The organism is Streptomyces sp. NPDC048297 (genome assembly GCF_043201585.1).
In the GTDB taxonomy this organism is placed as follows: Bacteria; Actinomycetota; Actinomycetes; order Streptomycetales; family Streptomycetaceae; genus Streptomyces.
The window spans coordinates 285,522-302,535 of sequence record NZ_JBICZA010000004.1 but is presented as its reverse complement, the minus strand read 5'-3'; the positions used below and the strand labels follow the sequence as shown (position 1 = coordinate 302,535).

Annotated in this window: 11 protein-coding genes and 1 pseudogene; 4 read left to right on the top strand and 8 right to left on the bottom strand. The window is 72.0% G+C overall.

Features of this window, described 5'->3' with window-relative positions; genetic code table 11:
• Positions 1 to 267: 267 nt before the first annotated feature.
• Complete coding sequence (locus ACGFYV_RS06570; protein ID WP_393877237.1) at positions 268 to 1,242, top strand: TauD/TfdA dioxygenase family protein; 975 nt, start codon at positions 268 to 270, stop codon at positions 1,240 to 1,242.
• Positions 1,243 to 1,325: 83 nt separating this feature from the next.
• On the opposite strand, the gene ACGFYV_RS06565 is transcribed toward ACGFYV_RS06570, so the two are convergent.
• From ACGFYV_RS06565 to ACGFYV_RS06555, 3 genes are all read right to left on the bottom strand, one after another.
• Positions 1,326 to 1,511 (bottom strand): hypothetical protein, encoded by a 186-nt coding sequence (locus tag ACGFYV_RS06565; protein WP_393877236.1) that lies wholly within the window; start codon positions 1,509 to 1,511, stop codon positions 1,326 to 1,328.
• Between the two features lie 92 nt (positions 1,512 to 1,603).
• Complete coding sequence (locus ACGFYV_RS06560; protein ID WP_393877235.1) at positions 1,604 to 2,632, bottom strand: LLM class flavin-dependent oxidoreductase; 1,029 nt, start codon at positions 2,630 to 2,632, stop codon at positions 1,604 to 1,606.
• A gap of 179 nt (positions 2,633 to 2,811) precedes the next feature.
• A complete protein-coding gene (locus ACGFYV_RS06555) occupies positions 2,812 to 4,314 on the bottom strand; it encodes a metallophosphoesterase family protein (protein ID WP_393877234.1) in 1,503 nt (500 codons plus the stop codon).
• 54 nt (positions 4,315 to 4,368) lie between these two features.
• Between ACGFYV_RS06555 and ACGFYV_RS06550 the strand changes: the two genes are divergently transcribed.
• Positions 4,369 to 6,771, top strand: coding sequence for a zinc-dependent metalloprotease (locus tag ACGFYV_RS06550; protein WP_393877233.1), 2,403 nt, complete (start codon positions 4,369 to 4,371; stop codon positions 6,769 to 6,771).
• Positions 6,772 to 6,887: 116 nt separating this feature from the next.
• Here the strand turns inward: ACGFYV_RS06550 and ACGFYV_RS06545 are convergent, their stop codons facing one another.
• Positions 6,888 to 7,682 (bottom strand): SDR family NAD(P)-dependent oxidoreductase, encoded by a 795-nt coding sequence (locus ACGFYV_RS06545; RefSeq protein ID WP_393877232.1) that lies wholly within the window; start codon positions 7,680 to 7,682, stop codon positions 6,888 to 6,890.
• A gap of 493 nt (positions 7,683 to 8,175) precedes the next feature.
• Here ACGFYV_RS06545 and ACGFYV_RS06540 point away from each other — a divergent pair, with 493 nt between their 5' ends.
• Entirely contained in the window at positions 8,176 to 10,569 is a 2,394-nt protein-coding gene (locus ACGFYV_RS06540) for a M4 family metallopeptidase (RefSeq protein ID WP_393877231.1), read from the top strand.
• A gap of 98 nt (positions 10,570 to 10,667) precedes the next feature.
• On the opposite strand, the pseudogene ACGFYV_RS06535 reads toward ACGFYV_RS06540, so the two are convergent.
• The 3 genes and pseudogenes from ACGFYV_RS06535 to ACGFYV_RS06525 form a co-directional block, all read right to left on the bottom strand.
• Positions 10,668 to 11,867 (bottom strand): annotated as a pseudogene (locus tag ACGFYV_RS06535) (glycoside hydrolase family 64 protein).
• Between the two features lie 151 nt (positions 11,868 to 12,018).
• Entirely contained in the window at positions 12,019 to 12,774 is a 756-nt protein-coding gene (locus ACGFYV_RS06530) for a dienelactone hydrolase family protein (protein ID WP_393877230.1), read from the bottom strand.
• Between the two features lie 118 nt (positions 12,775 to 12,892).
• Positions 12,893 to 13,513, bottom strand: coding sequence for an L-threonylcarbamoyladenylate synthase (locus ACGFYV_RS06525; protein ID WP_393877229.1), 621 nt, complete (start codon positions 13,511 to 13,513; stop codon positions 12,893 to 12,895).
• A gap of 440 nt (positions 13,514 to 13,953) precedes the next feature.
• On the opposite strand from ACGFYV_RS06525, the gene ACGFYV_RS06520 reads away from it, so the two are divergent.
• Entirely contained in the window at positions 13,954 to 15,495 is a 1,542-nt protein-coding gene (locus ACGFYV_RS06520) for a helix-turn-helix domain-containing protein (RefSeq protein ID WP_393877228.1), read from the top strand.
• 178 nt (positions 15,496 to 15,673) lie between these two features.
• Here ACGFYV_RS06520 and ACGFYV_RS06515 read toward each other — a convergent pair whose 3' ends face one another.
• Entirely contained in the window at positions 15,674 to 16,924 is a 1,251-nt protein-coding gene (locus tag ACGFYV_RS06515; RefSeq protein WP_393877227.1) for a serine hydrolase domain-containing protein, read from the bottom strand.
• Positions 16,925 to 17,014: the final 90 nt, after the last annotated feature.

Here is a 17,014-nt window from a genome sequence, read left to right as displayed (position 1 = left end):
AACGTGCCTAACTCGTGTTAGTTGAGGTGTGATGCCCAGAGTCCGAGAAGCGGGCCAGGCCTGTGTCAAGATGCTGGAACACGTGACCTTTAACGAGTTAGGAGGGTGAGGAAGGTCGAGAAGTTCGCCCTGCGAGGGGCCGGGGTGTCACGATCGGTCGGAGGGAGCCGGTACCGACGAGCACGAGAACGAACGAGAACGAGGACCAGCACCAGCACGAGCACAAGAACGACCCACGACCCACGACCCACGAGCATCGGAGCGCGGATGACGACCCACAGGGCCACGGCGGATCGGACGGAGCGTGTCGAGGGCGTGGAGGTGAGACCGGTCGCCGGGCACATCGGTGCCGAGATCACCGGCGTCGACCTCGCCGCACCACTCGGGGACGCCGTGGTCGCGCTGATCAGGCAGGCGGTACTGCGCTGGAAGGTGGTGTTCTTCCGGGGGCAGCGCCTGGACCACGCCGCGCACGTCGCCTTCGCCCGCCGCTTCGGCGAACCTGTCGTCCTCGGCCGCCGGGGCAGCGCCTCACCCGCCGGCTTCCCCGAGGTGGAGACCACCGCGGACCGGCTGGAACTGGGCGGACGGTTCGGCATGGAGCACGAGGAGTGGCTGCGCCGGCGCCGGCACACCCTGCTGCGCGGCTGGCACTGCGACCACGGCGCCCGGATCGACCCGCCGGCCGCGACCGTCCTGCGCGCCGAGACCGTCCCGCCCTACGGCGGGGACACCACCTGGGCGAACCTCGCCGCCGCGTACGCCGGGCTGTCGGCGCCGGTCCGCGCCTTCGTGGACGGGCTGCGCGCCGAGCACCGCCTCGGCGTCGGCTACCAGCCCCGGCCCGGCGACGACGCCTACCTGCGCCACCTCCTGGACCACCAGGTCGCCTCCGTCCACCCGCTGGTACGGGTGCACCCGGAGACCGGCGAGCGGGTGCTGTTCGTCAACGGCTACTACCTGGAGCAGATCAGCGAGGTCTCCCGCCCGGAGAGCGCGGCCCTGCTGGAGATGCTGCTGGAACAGGCCGTACGACCCGAGTACACGGTCCGCTTCCGCTGGGAGCCCGGCAGCGTCGCCTTCTGGGACAACCGGGCCACCATCCACCTGGCCCCCGGCGACAACGCCCATCTGGACTTCCCCCGGGTCATGCACCGGGTGATGCTCGCGGGGGACGTGCCGGTGGGCGTCGACGGCAGGCCGTCCGAGGCACTCGTCGGCACGGAGCCGGGCCGCTGGTGACCGTTGCTGGTGACCGGATCCGGGCGGTCGTACGACAGCGACCGCCCGTCGTACGACAGCGACCGCCCGGCCCCGATGACCGCTTAGCGATATCCCCGCTTCTTCTGCTCGATCCAGACCAAGGGGATGGTCACGAGCGGCACCACCAGCGCCGGAAGCGTCAGCCACAGCGGTGTGCCGATGAAGATCGACACCGCGAAGGCGATCATGCCCGCGAGCCCGGCGAGGCTCGCCCACATCTCGCGGTCGCTCATCGGCTGTTCACTCATGATTTCATTCCCCCGTCCGTGCCCGCTCCCCACGGGCGTCGACAGCATCACCCACCGCATGGCCCGGAGCAAGGTCCCGGCGGCCCCCGGCGTCAGCCTGTCGGCCGCCACCCCAGAGCCGGGCCCAGCTTCGTCGCCATGTCCGTCAGGATCTGGACGTAGTCCTCGTGCTCGAAGGTGAAGGGCAGCGCGAACGCCACCTCGTCGACCTCGCGGAACGCGACGTGCGCGTGCAGTCGTTCCGCGATCTCGTCGGACGTGCCGACCAGGTCGGGCGCGAACAGCAGCCGGGCGGGGCCCTGCGGGGCGGTCGTCCGGGGCAGGCGCCGGGCGGCGTAGGCCTCGTACATGGCCCGCTGCTCAGGGCTCGCGGAGTCGGTGGGGATCACGACCAGGCCCTGTGAGACGCGGGCGGCCTCGCCGTCGGGGTGGTGGGCGCGGAACGCGCGGATGTGGGACAACTGGATCTCGGCGAAGTCGAGTGGTCCGTCGGGGTTCTCGGCCTTGACGACGCTGCTGGTCAGGAAGTTCATACCGTGTTCGCCCGCCCAGCGCGCCGAGCCGAGGCTGCCCCCGCCGTACCACATCCGCCGGCCGAGCCCGGGGGACTGCGGCTGCACCACGTTCGAGAACACCTCGAAGCCCTCCGTCCCGCTGAAGTCACTGGCCGGCTCGCCGCGCACCAGGTCCAGCAGCCGCCGCACCCGTTCGTAGCCGAAGTCCTCCGCGTCGGCCGTGCCTGGGTGGAGCGCCTGCTTCACCCGGTCGTAGTGCATCGGCGGGCCCGCGCTGACGCCCGGGTTCAGGCGGCCCCCGGACAGGATGTCGACGGTCGCCAGGTCCTCGGCCAGGCGCAGCGGGTTCTCCCAGCCGAGCGGGGTCACCGCCGTGCCCAGGTGGATGCGCCGGGTGCGCTGGGAGGCCGCCGCCAGCACCGCGACCGGCGACGAGATGCCGTACTGCAGGTGCCGGTGGCGCAGCCAGGCGCTGTCGAAGCCCAGCCGCTCGCCCAACTCGATGATCTCCAGCGTGGACTCGTGGCCCCGGCCCGGATCGGCCGCGTCGAACAGGCCGATCGTGAGGAAGCCCAGCTGGCGCAGTGGGCGGGGAGAGGTCGGCACGGGCTCCTCCAGCGGTCGATCAGCGGGTGTTCAGCGGTCGTGACCCGCCGTCGTACGGTCGCACGGTCGTCGTGCGGCGGTCGTGCGGTCGTGGTCGTACGGCCGTCGTGCGGAGGTCGTACGGCCGTCGTACGTGGGTCCGCCACCGATTCTGGCAGCCGGTTGTGACAACTGTGTGATCACGTGAGCGGGATGATGATCTCGTCCTCCACCGGAGGATCCAGTTCCTGCGGCCGGTTGCCGGTCGCGGCGAAGCAGCGCAGGCGCACCGCGTCGGGGCTGACGTCCAGCCGCAGGAAGGACTTGAAGAACGGCGGGCTGTAGGTGGCCGAGCCGGGGGAGAACAGCTTGGTGTACAGCTTGCGCACGGGGAGCCGGACCCGGGAGGTGCGGTCCGGGTCGCCGCCGGCGCCGAGCAGGGTCGCGGCCAGCCGCATGCGCCGGGTCACCCGGACGTCCGGACCGGGGGAGCGGCCCGGCTCGATACCGAGGTACTGGGCGATCACGGCCGTCGCCTCGGACTCGGTCAGGGCGAGCAGGCGGCGCAGGCCCAGGCGGCGGGCGTACAGGCGGCTGTAGAAGGCCAGCGAGTCGCCGCGCAGCGGGTAGCAGCGGAAGTCCCGCTCGGTGACGTCCGCGACGGAGATCCGGGGGATGGTGTGCGTGGCGTGCATGAACGCGCCGCCACCGCCCGAGACCACGTACTGGACGGTGCGGCCGTCCACGTCGACCGGATACCGCTGGTAGTTGTGGATGTCACCGCCGATCGCGGCCACGTAGTGGTTGTCCGGGTCGCGGACGACGTCGTCGACGGTGCCGCCGCCGTGGATCGCGCACGGGTGGTACTCGCCGTCCACGTACAGCGGCGAGCCGGAGATCAGGATCTTCGGCTTCGGCCCCCGGGACACCTCCCGCAGCCACGCGCCCTGTTCGGCGTCGACGGTGCCCAGCAGCCCGGTGTCGATCCCGACGAGCCGCACGGGCCCCGCGTCGATCGCCCAGTACGGGCCGGGCTGTTCGGCCTCCTGTCCCGGCAGGGAGCGCAACTTCCGCGCGTCGGCGAACCGTTGCTCGTCCGCCGGGCGCGGCCCGCGCCACAGCAGGGTGCGCCACCAGGCGCGGGTGAGCGGCCGGGGGGCCGGCTCGGGGTCGAGCGGCGGGGTGTCGGCGCAGAAGACGCGCATGAACGCGCCGAGGTCCTCGTACCAGTCGTGGTTGCCGGGTATCGCGTACATGGGGGCCGGGTAGTCCTGGTACGGCTGGAAGAACTTGGTGCCGTAGTCGTCCGTGCTGCCCACGGGGTAGATCACGTCGCTCGCGATCACCGCGAAGTCCGTGTCCTGAGCCGCCGTCAGGAAGCCTGGTACGACGCAGTACTGGGAGTCGTCGCCCTCACCGGTGTCGCCGATGACCATGAAGGAGAACCGGTCCGGGACCTCCCGCCGGATCACCTTGTCGGCGGGCGCCCCGGCCTCCGCCCGCCGGGCCACCCAGCGGCTGCGGGTGCCGCCGGTCGGGTCGCCGAACCACGACGCCAGCACGCCGTTGCGGGCCGCCCACAGAGTTCTCGGGTTCAGCCACGACAACTTCTCGACGTGGTCCGGCATGAGCTGCTTGTAGGCGCCGGGTTCGGCCGAACCCCAGCCGGCACCCTGCGCGGTATCGCGTGAGGATTCAGACACGCGGTGCACGGTAACAACGAGTCGATCACGCGGGGGAGGCCGGGTCCTGACACGATGCCAGATCCCGACCCGCCCGACCGAGAGGCCCGTATGACCGGCGACGACACCACCGCACCCGACTTCATCGCCCTCGTGCCCGACCCCGAACCGGGCGCGGACCGGCTGCTGTTGGGCATCCGTCACTTCGGCGAGCCGTTCCTGCTCACCGTCTCCCTGTCCCAGGGTGTCGGCTCCAGCGAACTGCGGCTGGACCGGGGGCGGGGCGGCAAGACCCGGCTCGCGGAGTTCCGCCGGGCCGGCAACCGGGTCCTCCTGGTCGCCCGCGACAAGCGCTTCCTGACCGGCGGCGACCCGGCCGCCGTGCGGGCGGTGGAGGAGTCCTTCGCCGTGTCGGTGCTGTGGAACGGCCCGGTCCTGCGGGAGGAGCGGGGCGACGTCGTGGTCGACGCCACGGGTCTCGTGCTGTACGACCACGACCATGTAGCCGAACACTTGGAGGACGAGGGGCAGGGCGAGTACGCCGTCGACGCTTCCGCGAGCCTCCCGCTCGTCGCGCAAAGCCGCACCGGACCGGCCGCCGCCCGTCTGCCGGCGCTGCTCACCTTCCGCGGACCCGGTCGCGGCGCGGCGCTGCGGGCGGTCGCCGCCGACCCCCGCACGGTGACCGTCGTCCAGCACCTCGTGCTCCTGCGCCTGCCCACGTCACCGCTGCCCGCCCGCCGTTACCACCCCGCCTCGGGCGGCTACGGCGTCGGCCACACCGACCACGCACGGGTGGGCCACACCGACCACGCACGGGTGGGCGACGCCGGCGCCCAGGTCTGGGTCCAGCCCCGGTTCCGGGCCGAGCCCGGCGGCGCCCCCATCGTCTTCCGCGTCGACCCCGCCGTTCCGGAACCCTTCCGTTCGGCGGTCGTCGAGGGCGGCAACTGGTGGCGGGAGGCCTTCGCCGGGGCCGGCCTGCCCGACGCCTACCGCGTCGAGACCGCCGACGACGGCTTCGACCCCCACGACCCGGGGGTCAACGGCGTGGTGTGGGTGCACCGTTCGGGTCGCGGCTGGTCCTTCGGGCAGGGGCTGACCGACCCCCGCACCGGAGAGATCCTGCACGCCCGGGTACGGCTCGGCTCCCAGCGTGTCGCACAGGTCCGCGCGCTCGGCGAAGCCCTGCTCGCCCCCTACGGCCGCCCCGACGAGGCCCGACGCCTCGCCGACGTACAGGAGTTGGTGCTGGCCCGGCTCCGGCTGCTCGCCGCGCACGAGATCGGCCACGCCCTCGGCTTCATGCACAACTTCGCCAGTACACGGCACCCGGCGCCCTCCGTGATGGACTACCCGCACGCCCGCGTCACCGTCACGGACACCGGCGAACTCGACCTCTCCCACGCCTACGCCACGGGCCTCGGTCCCTGGGACCACTTCCTCGTCGCCCACGCCTACGGCCATTTCACCGACGAGGAACGCGAGTTGGCCGACCTGCGCCGTGCCGCAGCTGAAGCCGGCCTGGTCCACGTCAGCGACGAGGACGCGCAGGGAACGGCGGCCGCTCACCCGGACGGCGTCCCCTGGGTGACCGGAGGCGAGGCGCTGCGGGCGCTGGAGGACATGCTGCGCGTGCGCCGCATCGCCCTCGCGGGCTTCTCACGCGCAGTCCTGCCCCCGGGCCGGCAGACCGGCGAGCTGGAGGAACGGGCGGTCCTGCTGCACCTGCTGCACCGCCACGAGGTCACTGCCGTGGCCCGGCTCGTCGGCGGTGTCCGGTACGCCTACGCACAGGCCGGGGACGGCACCCCAAACCCGGGCGGCAGCCCCGTCGACCCGGGCGGCAGCCCCGTCGACCCGGGCGGTCGCCCCGTCGACCCGGAAACCCAGCACACGGCCCTGCGCCGACTGGCGGAACTACTGCGTCCCGACCAACTGGCGCTGCCCCAGCAGGTGTTGGACACCCTCACCCCACCCGCCATCCGCCACGACCGCACCGAACAGTCCTTCGACACCCGCGCCGGACGGCTCCCCGACCCCTTCGAGGCCGTACGGACCGCCGCCACCCTCGTCACCGCCGAACTCCTCGACCCCGCCCGGCTCAACCGCGTGGCCTGGCAGCACGCCGTGGAGCCCGCGATGCCGGGAGTCCGGGACGTGGCGGAGGCGCTCCTCACCTCGACGTGGCCCGGCGACGGCGACACCGGATCCGCCGAGGTGCCCGGCGGCGTGGCCGTGGTGAGGACCGCCGGCTGGACCGTCCTCAACCACCTGCTCACCGTCCTCGACGGCTCCGGCCTGCACGCGCCGGTCCGGGCCACCCTCCGCGCGGCCCTGCGGGGGTTCACCGCACGGCTGCGTGTCTGGGACGCGGAGGAGCGGGCGGCGGCCGAGACGATCGAGGCGTACCTCACCGACCCGCGCTCGGTCCGCCTCGACCCGCTGCCCCGGGTGCCGCCGGGCGAGCCGAACTGACGACCCCTCGCACGTCGCCGACGCGGAGGGCGCCCGTGCGCCCCTCGTGGAGGGTGACGCGTCCGGGTGCGTGGCCGGGCAGGCGAAGCCCCGTCGGCGGCAGGCGTCTCAGCCGCTCACAGCGCCTTGACCTGCCCGCCGTCGATGGTGAACTCCGCGCCTGTGATGTTCCCGGCGAGCGGCGAGGCGAGGAAGAGCGTCAGGTCGGCGACCTCGTGCGCTTCGGTGACCCGGCCGGTGGAGATGCCCATGCTCTGCGGGACGATCACGTCCATGGCCTCCTGCGCGGTGGTGCCGGACTGGGCGGCCGTCGCGTCGGCGAAGCCGCCCGGCGCGGTCCAGAACGGGGTGCGGACCGGTCCGGGGGCGATCGCGTTGACCCGGATGCCGCGCGGTGCGAACTCCTCGGACAGCGACTTGGTCAGGCTGGTCAGACCGGCCTTGGCCGCCGAGTAGTCCACGACCGTGGGGAAGGGGAGCCGCGCGTTGATGGAGCTGATGTTGACGATGGCACCCCCGCCCGCTTCCAGCAGGTGCGGCAGGACCGCGCGGCTCGCCCGGACCGCGCTGAACAGGGTCAGGTTGAAGACCCGCTGCCACTCGCCGTCGTCGATGTCCAGGAAGCTGGGACGGGCCGTCGCGCTGCCCAGATTGTTGACCAGGACGTCGACCCTGCCGTACTGGCCCACCGCGCTCCGGACCAGCATGTCGGGCCCGTCCTCGGTGGACAGGTCGACCGGGACCGCGGTGACGCCGTGGTTCTTCTGGAGGGCTTCGAGCTCGGGAGTGATGCTCCGGCTGCCGGCGACGACGTGCGCGCCTTCCCGGGCGAACGCGTCGGCGAGGGCGAGCCCGATGCCCTTGCTCGCCCCGGTCACGACGACGACCTTGTCCTTGAGCTGGAGATCCATGGCACTCCCTTGGTCTGGTCGATCAACTCGTCGGATCGATCAACGGATATACCGAGATTAGGTGCAGATATGCCTTTCGGCTGGGAGGTCTGTGCGGTCATTCGGGCGTCGAGCCGCCCGGTCCAGGGCCGGTTGCCCGCAACCGCCTCGCCGTGACCTCTTCCGAACCCCGCGCACCAGGACGACACTTGTGGAAAGTCCCAGGACCCCACGCTCCAAGAACCCCACGCCCCAGGAACCCCACGTCCCGGGAATGCCCCACGAGCGCCCCGGGTGACCCGACCCGCGCCGTCCGGCCTAGGGAAAACCCTCGATTGTCCTCGATATGGCTGACATGTGCGGGTCAAAGCTGCAATTCTCCCCCCGCACACAGATCCTCCCCGGTGTGCGTACGGATCACGGTTTCCGCACAGCTCAGCTCGTCCGGGCAGCACACCCGTCTGCCCGGTCTGTCAACGGCCGCGACCCGGCGGCCGCAGCAGGAGGAGTACGAGTGAGACGCCTTCCCCACAGACGGGCCACGGTCGGAGCAGCACTGGTCTCCGCCGCGGCGTTCCTTGCCGTCGGCATTCAGTCGGTTCCGGCGACCGCCAAGCCCGCAGGGCCCCACCCCAGCCCGCTTCGCAGCGGGGGGCTCGAGGCCGAACTCACCCCCGCCCAGCACTCGGCGCTGCTCAAGAGCGCCAAGGACACCACCGCCGCGACGGCCCGCACCCTCGGGCTCGGCGCGAAGGAGAAGCTGGTCGTCAAGGACGTCGTCAAGGACAACGACGGCACGGTGCACACGCGTTACGAGCGCACCTACGCCGGCCTCCCGGTCCTCGGCGGCGACCTCGTCGTGCACACCCCGCCCGCCACGGTGGCCAAGGGTGCGGTGACCACCACGTTCAACAGCAAACACAAGGTCACGGTCGCCTCCACCACCGCGGCCTTCACCAAGTCCGCCGCTGAGAGCAAGGCCCTGAAGGCCGCCAAGTCCCTCGCCGCCGACAAGGCCACCACCGACAGCGCCCGCAAGGTGATCTGGGCGGGCACCGGTACCCCGAAGCTCGCGTGGGAGACGGTGATCGGCGGCTTCCAGGACGACGGCACCCCCAGCCAGCTGCACGTCATCACGGACGCCACCACCGGTGCCGAACTCCACCGCTTCCAGGCGGTCAAGACCGGCATCGGCAACACCCAGTACAGCGGCCAGGTGACGCTGACCACGACCCAGTCGGGCTCGAACTTCACGCTCACCGACGGGGCGCGCGGCGGCCACAAGACGTACAACCTGAACCACGGCACCTCGGGCACCGGCACGCTGTTCTCCCAGACCAACGACACCTGGGGCAACGGCACCACGTCGAACGCCGCCACGGCCGGCGCGGACGCCCACTACGGCGCGGCGACGACGTGGGACTTCTACAAGAACACCTTCGGCCGCAGCGGTATCCGCAACGACGGTGTCGCGGCCTACTCCCGCGCCCACTACGGCAACGCCTACGTGAACGCGTTCTGGGACGACAGCTGCTTCTGCATGACGTACGGCGACGGCTCCGCCAACGCGGACCCGCTGACCTCGCTCGACGTCGCGGGCCACGAGATGAGCCACGGCGTCACCGCCGCCACCGCGAACCTCACCTACTCCGGTGAGTCCGGCGGTCTGAACGAGGCGACCTCCGACATCTTCGGCACCGGCGTGGAGTTCTACGCCAACAACAGCACCGATGTCGGCGACTACCTCATCGGCGAGAAGATCGACATCAACGGCAACGGCACGCCGCTGCGGTACATGGACAAGCCGAGCAAGGACGGCGGGTCCGCCGACAGCTGGTACTCCGGCGTCGGCAACCTGGACGTGCACTACTCCTCGGGTCCGGCGAACCACATGTTCTACCTGCTCTCCGAGGGCAGCGGCAGCAAGGTCATCAACGGTGTGACCTACAACAGCCCGACCTCCGACGGCGTCGCTGTCACCGGCATCGGCCGGGCCGCCGCCCTGCAGATCTGGTACAAGGCGCTGACGACGTACATGACGTCGAGCACCAACTACGCCGCCGCCCGCACCGCCGCACTGAACGCGGCGACCGCCCTCTACGGCGCCAACTCCACCCAGTACGCGGGTGTGGGCAACGCCTTCGCCGGCATCAACGTGGGCAGCCACATCAACCCGCCGAGCGACGGGGTGACCGTCACCAACCCGGGCAGCCAGACCTCGACCGTCGGCACGGCGGTCAGCCTGCAGGTCCAGGCGAGCAGCACCAACGCCGGTGCCCTCACCTACAGCGCCAGTGGGCTGCCGGCCGGTCTGTCCATCAACGGCTCGACCGGCCTGATCACCGGCACCCCGACCACCGCGGGCTCCTCCAGCACCACGGTCACGGTGACGGACTCCACCGGCGCGACCGGCACCGCGAGCTTCGGCTGGACGGTCAACCCGGTCGGCAGCGGCTGCACCCCGACCCAGCTGCTGAGCAACCCCGGCTTCGAGTCGGGCAGCACCGGCTGGACGGCGACCAGCGGCGTCATCACCAACGACGCCGGTCAGGCCGCTCATGGCGGTACCTACAAGGCCTGGATGGACGGCTACGGCACCTCGCACACCGACACCCTGTCCCAGTCGGTCACGATCCCCGCGGGCTGCAAGGCGACCCTGACCTTCTACCTGCACATCGACTCCGCCGAGACCACCACCACGACGGCGTATGACAAGCTGACCGTGACGGCCGGTTCGACGACCCTCGCGACGTACTCGAACCTCAACAAGGCCTCGGGCTACACCCAGAAGTCGTTCGACCTGTCCTCGCTGGCGGGCACGACCTTCACGCTGAAGTTCAACGGCGTCGAGGACGTCTCGCTCCAGACCAGCTTCGTGGTGGACGACACCGCCCTCACGACGAGCTGATCCCCCCGTACCACCTCCGGGTCCCGCACGCGGAAGCCGTCCGCGTGCGGGACCCGCGCATGCCGGCTCACCCGCGTACGGCAGCTCAGCCGCGCGTGTCAGCTCAGCGGATCCAGTGTCAGATACGCCTGCTGCGGACTGTCGTCGTGGACAAGCGACTCCTGGTGGCCGACGTCGTCGAAGGCGAACGCGTACGCCGTGCCGTCCGCCGTCCGCGCATGGACGGCGCGCGCGTACTGGTTGGTGACCGCGTCCTCGTAGAAGTGCGCGGGCGAGGTGTCGGGCTGGTCCGGGTTGGTCAGCAGCGTCGAGCGGTTGTAACCGGCGCACAGCGTCCGGGAGATGGGGCCGCGCACGGCGTCGTTGGGCGCGTCCAGCAGCTTGTGACAGCCGAAGACGCTGTCCGCGTCCGGTTTGCGGAAACTGGTGACGACCGCGCCGGAGGAGTCGGTGAAGTTCATGACGTCCCCCGACACCCTTCCGAAGTACCTGGTGTCCGGCCGGTCCGCGAACGGCGTGACGGTCAGGGTCGCCGTCGAGTACTTCTGCCAGACCCGGTCGACGTAGTCGTCCATCACGTTCGCCGGCGGCGCCCCGGTCTCCACGCCGTACAGCGGGGACAGCGCACGCAGCACGGTGCCGTCGGGGCGCGTCTGGACCAGGCCGCCCCAGCCGCCCGGCTGCGCGCGCAGCGCGTCGAAGAAGCCGCTGTAGCCACCGGGCTTGAGATGTCCGGTGGTGCTCACGCTGCCGTCGGCCCGTCGCACGCCGACCGCGTACGGTGCCGAGAACATGTCGACCTGTGTGGAGTTGAGTCACAGACCGGCATCGTTCAGCGTGTACTCGGACCAGTTGAACAGGATGTTCCGGTTCGGGTCGGACGGGTTCTGCACGGCCGGCTGCACCAGGCCCCCGGTGGTGAGCCGGAAGTCGAGCTTCTGGCCGTAGGAGAAGTAGAGGCGGCTGGAGAACTTCGGTATCCGGATGGTCGTCGACCCGCCCGTGGCCGGTCCGGTGATCGCCGCGTCGGGTGCGGGAGTCGGCGGGTTCCCGCCGGCCGGCCAGGCGTGGAAGGCGCCGTCCGCGTCGGCCCAGCCCTGCCGTCCCGTGGACAGCTCGGTGCCGAGGTCGTAGACGTACACCGGGTCGCCGCGGCCCGAGTCGTTGGTGAGGGTCAGGGGGATGGTGTCGGGGACGGCGGCACCGGCGGGCTCCGGTGTGCCCAGTACGAGCACTCCGCCGGCCAGGGCCGTCACGGCCGCCAGGGGCAGTGCGGGGCGCGTGATCCTGTGAGGCACTCTCCACCTCCGTGTGGGGGTTCGGGGTCGTACGGACTCTGGTCCGTACCTGTGAGAGCGCTCTCAGACTGGAGGTCGGTCGCATGCATGTCAATGAGTGGCGTGGATCCGGCCGGTGGCACCCCTGCGTGCGAGGGGTGCCGGCCGGGCCTCAGAACGTGCGCCCGAGCAGGTCGACCAGCGCGGCCCAGTGCCGCTCGTCCGCCGCGTGGTCGTAGGCCGTGGTGTCCGCCTGGGTATAGCCGTGCTGGGCACCCGCGTAGACCTCGGTGGTGTGCCGCACACCCGCGGCGGTGAGCGCGTCGTCCAGCCGGCGGATCTGCTCCTCGGGCATGGAACCGTCCTGGTCCGCGTGGCCGAAGTACAGCTCGGCGGTGATGGTTCCGGCGCCCAGGTGCGGGCTGTCCGGGTCGTCGGTGGCGAGCCGGCCGCCGTGGAAACCGGCCGCGGCGGCCACCCGCTCTGGATGGGTGGCCGCCGTGCGCAGAGCCAGCCGGGCGCCCATGCAGTAACCGGTCAGCGCGACCGGCCCCTCCGCGACCAGCGGGCTGCCGGTCAGCCAGCCCAGATAGGCGCCCGCGTCCCGCTCGATCAGATCGGGCGTGAGCGAGGCCATGACCGGGCCGATCCGCTGCCAGAGGGTCGGGTCGGCCGCCGGGTCGATAAACTCCGGAACCTCGCCGATCGGCGTGCGGCCGTTGCGGTAGAAGACGTTCGGCACCAGGACCGTGTAACCGGCCCCCGCGAGCCGGTCGGCCATGGCCCGCAGCCGCGGACGCAGTCCGAAGGCGTCCTGGTAGAGCAGCACGCCGGGGTGCGGCTGCCCGTCGGCGGGATGGGCGAGGTAGGCGTTCGCGACGCCGTCCTCGGTGGGGATGTCGACGTTCGTTCCCTGAACGGCGGTCATCGTGCGAAGCCTCCTGGGCGGTCGGACGGCGGGAGGCGGTCGCCCCTCGGTGTCGCGCGCGCCCCATGCTGCCACGCAAGATCCAGATCGCGGTGGCCGGTGTGCGCGCCCGGCCCCCTTACTCGAACCGGGTGGTGTCCCCGGCGCCCCGCCGCACGATCTCCGCCTCGCCGCTGGAGAAGTCGATGACCGTGGTCGGCTCGGTGCCGCAGTCGCCGGAGTCCACCACCGCGTCCACGGAGTGGTCGAGGCGGTCCTTGATCTCCCAGCCCTGGGTCAACGGCTCCTTCTCGTCCGGCAGCAGCAGCGTGCTGGACAGCAGCGGCTCGCCCAGCTCGGCGAGCAGCGCCTGGGTGACCACGTGGTCGGGGATGCGCACGCCCACGGTCTTCTTCCTGGGGTGCAGCAGCTTGCGCGGCACCTCGCGGGTGGCCGGCAGGATGAAGGTGTAACTGCCGGGCGTGGACGCCTTCACCGCGCGGAACACGTCGTTGTCGACCCGGACGAACTGGCCGAGCTGCGCGAAGTCCCGGCACATCAGCGTGAAGTGGTGCCGGTCGTCGAGCCGGCGGATCGAACGGATCCGGTCCATGCCGTCCCGGCTGCCCAGGCGGCAGCCCAGCGCGTAGCAGGAGTCGGTGGGATATGCGATGAGTGCCTCCGCCCGCACCGCGTCCGCGATCTGGGCGATGCTGCGCGGCTGCGGGTTCTCGGGGTGCACGTCGAAGTACTTCGCCATTCATCGAGCTTATGCCGTCCGCGGGCGCCGCACGCGCAGCTGCGCCCCTTGTCCCCTTGTCCTCTCGTCGCATTGGCCGCTCGGCCGCTTGTCCGCTTGGCCGCGGAAGTCACGTGCGAGCCGGAACCGCGGGTGTGTGACGGCGAATCCGGGGCATCCGAGGGATGAGGCGCCCCGGGCCACCCCCCGCTCAGGGTTGCCCGTCTCCGCCGGCGGCCCACCCCCCTCTCGGGCCGTCGGCGGCCCCTTGTCCGAGGCGCCGCGTTCCTTCCCCGAGGCGCCGCGTTCCTGCCCTGCGGCGCCGTGTTCGTGCCCTGCGTCGCGGGATCCCCGCCCTTCGGTGTTCGCGGACGCCCAGGGGCGTCCGCGCGCCGTGTCGGGTAACGTCGATGATCCACCATCCGAGGTCGAAGCGACCCGACGACGAGGAGACGGGCGACGTGGCCGGCCGAGCCGACGAGGGCCTCCACGCCCGACAGCCGTACGACATCGACACCGCCTGGGCGGAGCAGCTGCTGGACCATCTGCGCCCCGCGGGCCGCGACCCCGGCCGGGTCGTCGGCTGGCTGGAGCGGACCGTGCGCGCGTCGGTCTGCCTCCAGGACGCGCAGGGCGCGCTCCTGGCCGGCGCACCCCTTGCACTCGACGACACCCTCCTCGCCGACGTCCTCGCCGGCCGGATCTCCTCCGCCGCCGTCCAGGACGGCGCGTGCCACATCCGCCTGGTCGGCCTGCGCCACCCGACCCAGGGCCCGGCGGCCGGCGCCGTGCTGGCGGTGGCCCGCCAGGCACCCTTCGACCGGCGCGCCGCCGAGATCGTGCTGCGTACCGCGGGAGTCCTCGAACTCCTGCTCAGGGAGCAGGAACTGACGGAGGCCGGGCGCCGGCTGCGGCGCGCCTCGGCCGACCTGCGCCTCGCGATCCTGCAACTGCTGATGGTGGAGGACATCGTCTCCGCCCGCCGCGTCGCCGCGGGCCTGTGGCCGGGGCTGCTCGACCAGGAGACCGCCCGCGTGTACGTCGTGGAGGTCGACCCCGACGAGCGGGACGCGCTCGCCGAGGCGTGCGGGGACGCCACCGAGGGACAGGCGCTCGTCGTGCGCTGCCCCGCCGTCGACGGCCACGTCATCGTCGTCAGTCCCGCACGGGCGGCCGGCGGCAGGCTGCGGTCCCTGGTCGACGGCAGGCCCGGAGCCTTCCTCGGTGGCAGCCTGCGCCAGGGCCTCGCCCGGACCGCCACCGCGTACGGCCAGGCCGTCAGCGCGCTCGCCGTCGCCCGGTTCCGCCCGGACCGCAGCGCCGTCTACGCCGAACGCACCCACCCCGAACGGCTCCTGGACCCGGCGCTCCTGCGGGCCTGGTCCGCCGAGGTGCTCCGCCCGCTCGACACGCTTCCCCACCACATCCGCGCCGAACTGCTCGCCACCACCCGGCTGGGCATCGACTTCACCGCCGTCAGCGCCGCCAAGGTGCTCGGCGTCAGCCGCAACACCGTCCGCGCCCGTATGGACCGCGTCGAGTCGCTGCTCGGCATCGACTTCGCCGACCTCGCCACCCGCGCCGCGGCCCGCCTGGCACTCACCACCGAAGCGGTGCACGGTCCGTACGACCCGGCCGCCACCGGCGGGCGACCGGGGCGGCGCGTAGGGCTCGGCGAGCTGCTCGCCTCGGCCGCGCTGCACCCCTGGGCCCTCGACCTCCTCGCCCGCCTGGACGGCGACGGCCGCGACCTGCGCGGCACCCTGCGCGCCTGGATCGCCGCCGGCGCCAACGCCGAACGGGCCGCCCGGGAGCTGGGCGTGCACGCCCAGACCGTGCGCGAGCACGTCCGCGCCGCCGAACCGGTCCTGGAACGGCAGTTGCTGGCCGGCGGCGGCGACCTGTACGAGGTCGTCCTCGCGCACCTGGCCACCGCGACCCTCACCGCACCCGCCCTCGGCGGGGCGAATGGGGAGCAAGCGGACTCACCTGTGCACAGGTGAGTCCCCGTCGCCGCCGAGAGGGCACGGGCGCGATGGCGACCGCCGTGAGTCGCACGTAAGTTCAGAGGAACGGAGCGCGGGGCACGACCGGAACGGGGGACCGGTCGAGGCCCCCCTCCTGTTTCTGGTGCCCGGCGGGCCGGCACCTCATGCCGCTCATGGCGCCCGGGTCCGGATCTCACCTGGCGGCGGGCTCCGCCGGCAGGTCGAAGACGTGACCCGGGGAGACGATCTTCGTGACCGCCTCGCCGACCAAGGTGCTCGGCTCCTGGCCGGCGTGGTCGATGTCGGTGTTGAGGAGTACCACGAGCGTGGCCCGCGCCGAGGGGAGATAGACCGTCAGGGACTCGTACCCCGGCAGGGAGCCGTTGTGGCCGATCCAGCCCTGCACGTCGAAGATCCCCAGCCCGTACCCGGCGCCCGGGATCGGGGTCGCCGGAGTGATCAGCCGCTCCTTCTGGGTGGCCGCGCTGATCAGCCGTCCGCCGCTCGGAAGCCGGCCGGTCGCCACCGTGGGCGCCCACACGCGCAGGTCGTCGAGCGTCGAGATCATCGCGCCGGCCGCCCAGCCCCAGGACGGGTTCCAGTCCGCCGTGTCCGCGACCCTGCCGTCGGCCGTCTGGTCCGTGTAGCCCTGCGCGTGCGGCTCGGGGAACTCGGCACCGCTCGGGAACAGGGTGTGACGCATTCCGGCGGGATCCAGGACACGCTGCCGGATGTAGTCCGCGAGCGGCAGCCCGCTCTGCCTCTCGACGACCAGGCCGAGCAGGATGAGGTTGGTGTTGCAGTAGGAGAACTTCTCGCCCGGCGGGAACAGCACGGGGTGCCGGAACGAGTAGTCGAGCAGTTGCCGGGGCGTGAAGCTGCGCTGCGGGTCGGACGTGAGCGCCTTGAAGAAGTCGTCGTCCTCCGAGTAGTCGAACAGTCCGCTGCGCATGCCGGCCAGCTGCCGCAGCGTGATGACGTCGCCGTTCGGGACGCCCGAGACGTATCTGCCGATCGGATCGTCCAGGTCGACGCGGCCCTGGTCCACCAGCTGCAGCAGCGCGGTCACCGTGAACGTCTTGGTCTCGCTGCCGATGCGCAGGTACAGGTCGGGGGTCATCGGCCGGCCGTCGCTCTTGTCGGCTACACCGAACGAACGGACGTAACTGCCTTGATCCGGCGTCCAGATGCCGACCGTGACCCCCGGAATGCCGGCCTCGCGCATCACGTTCCGTACGGCGCCGTCGAGTTGGCGCGTCACGGCCGGGGTGAGCGGACGGACGCCGGGCCCCGAGGGGGAAGGGCTGGGCGGGGCCGTGGCGTGGGCGGCCGGTGCGACGCCCGGGGCCGCGTCCACGGGAGCGGCGGCGAGCGGCACCATCAGCGTCCCAGCCGCGACGACGGCCGCGGCCCCCCTGCGCAGGCGTGCGGACGTGTACGACATGGGCTGACTCCAAGCACGGGAGAGCAGAACGTGCGGTGGACGGCACGTCGGAGCCCCGACCTCCCAGGATAGAAGCGCGCACCGTGCCGC